This window comes from Vibrio sp. 378 (genome assembly GCF_033339435.1).
In genome coordinates this window covers 1-2323 of the sequence record NZ_JAWOUO010000044.1, presented here as the reverse complement: position 1 = coordinate 2323, position 2323 = coordinate 1, and the positions used below count along the sequence as shown (strand labels likewise).

At 44.0% G+C, this 2323-nt stretch carries 1 protein-coding gene and 1 tRNA gene; one reads left to right on the top strand and one right to left on the bottom strand.

Features of this window, described 5'->3' with window-relative positions:
• Position 1 precedes the first annotated feature (1 nt).
• A tRNA-Asn gene (locus R7Q48_RS23860) sits at positions 2 to 77 on the top strand.
• 248 nt (positions 78 to 325) lie between these two features.
• Here R7Q48_RS23860 and R7Q48_RS23855 read toward each other — a convergent pair.
• Positions 326 to 1762, bottom strand: a complete 1437-nt coding sequence (locus R7Q48_RS23855) for an NAD-dependent succinate-semialdehyde dehydrogenase (protein WP_005389260.1) — start codon at positions 1760 to 1762, stop codon at positions 326 to 328.
• Positions 1763 to 2323 lie beyond the last annotated feature (561 nt).

Below are 2323 nucleotides of genomic sequence, written 5' to 3'. Positions count from 1 at the left end.
TTCCTCCTTAGCTCAGTTGGTAGAGCGACGGACTGTTAATCCGCAGGTCGCTGGTTCGAGCCCAGCAGGAGGAGCCATATTAGAAAAAGCCGCATCACTTGATGCGGCTTTTTTGTATTAGTTTAAAGCTAAGCTCTCTCCTACCCCATAACGAAATAACATAAGCGCTTTGATTATTAAAAACCGCTTACCGCAAGCTAACTATCGACTCACTAAGTAACCAGAAAATATTAACCACAAACGCGCGTGGCAAATGGTATGCCTTTCAACTAAAAAAAAGCCAGGCAAAAACCTAGCTTTTTAATTCAATCGGCCATCTCTGAAATCAGCTTAAACCACCAAGACAAATATACTTTGTCTCCAGATATTCATCGAGTCCTTGCTTAGCACCTTCCCGTCCAACACCCGACTCTTTAACTCCACCAAATGGAGCCACTTCAGTAGAGATGATCCCTTCATTAACTCCAACCATGCCGTACTCTAAACCTTCACTAAAAGTCACAATACGCTTCAAGCTATTCGTATAGAAATAGCAAGCCAAACCATATTCTGTATCGTTCGCCATTTCGAGAACTTGATCATCATTTTCAAAGGTAATAATAGGCAACACAGGCCCGAATAGCTCTTGCTGAACAATCGACATATTCTGCGTCACACTATCCAAAAGAACGGGCTCCATAAAGCGACCAGGCCGTCTCTGTGGAGAGTTAGCAATAGAGGCTCCTTCTTGTACAGCTTGATCGATCACCGCCTCTAGTCGATGCTTAGAGGCCATCGTAATAACAGGACCTAATGTGACACCTTTCTCTAAACCATTTCCAAGCTTTAATTTGCTTAACTTCGACAATACTTTATCAATAAAAGCTTGTTTTACATTTTTATGAACATATAGACGATTGGTACAAACACATGTTTGCCCTGCATTACGGAACTTCGACGCGACAAGCCCTTCCGCAGCCTCATCTAAGTCTGCATCTTCAAACACGATGAAAGGCGCATTACCACCCAACTCCATCGACACCGCCTTGACTGAATCACTGGCTTGCTTCATCAAAATTTTCCCAACGCGCGTAGACCCCGTAAAAGAGATCTTCTGAATCCTAGGATCAGTACTTAGTACTTGACCAAACTCAGCAGCCTGTTCTGATACCACGACAGAAAGCAGTTCTTTAGGGATACCAGCCTGATAAGCTAATTCAACAACAGCAATTGCAGTGAGAGGGGTAAGCTCTGATGGCTTGATCAACATGCCACAACCTGCCGCTAGGGCTGGTGCTGCTTTTCTTGTAATCATCGCAATAGGGAAGTTCCAAGGTGTAATTGCAGCGCATACTCCCACAGGCTGGCGAATTGCAGATAGACGTCTATCTGTCGTGGGGGCAGGAATAACTTCGCCATAAGCACGTTTTGCTTCTTCTGAGAACCACTCGACAAAAGAGGCACCATACATCACTTCCCCTTTGCTCTCAGCTAAAGGTTTACCCTGCTCTAAGGTAATAATCGTGGCTATGTCTTCTGCATTATCAAGAAGTAGTTGATACCACCCCCTCAAACGACGAGAGCGCTCTTTGGCACTTAACTTAGCCCAACGGACTTGCTCCGTTTTGCACTGACCAATGAGATCATCTAACTCATCAAGAGTACTAGGCTTTAACCGAATTAACTCTTGCTCAGTTGCAGGGTTGATGACCACAATTCCCTCTTCGGAAGACCATTGCTTAAATACAGATTTCAGCGTTTCATTTTTTATTTGTTGCATCATCAAACATACTCCTCAAGAACTCCTCTTAGGTTAATCGCTACTAGCAAGTTCAGCAAAGAAAACAAAGTTTTCTAAAAGGCATTAATTTTCGGAAGACTTAGCTCTCTTCCTCACTATATTTCGGGAAATTGCGTAATCCACGCAACGACGGTCCCGCTCTAAACATGGAAGCAATGAATGTTTGAGAAATAAGATGTAGAAAATTATTGTTTAAGAGAGACGCTAACAAAACGCGCAGTGAGGAAGACTATTCATTCTACTACGGTTGAGGGCGAGTGTTATAAAGACTCATTGTTCAAATGACCAATCTTTCAACGAGGACATAATACAAACTCGGAGTAATTGGAAGTGCAGGCAGCAGGCCCATCTTCCTGAGAAACTCATGTGCCAAAAGGGTAAAGAAAGTCGTATTGTCTCGCCTTCAATGTGTAAATGCATTTCTAGGGGACACGACCAAACGAAAAAGCCCCAGTCTTTCGACTGGGGCTTAATATAAGTGGCGGAGTGGACGGGACTCGAACCCGCGACCCCCGGCGTGACAGGCCGGTATTCTAACCAACT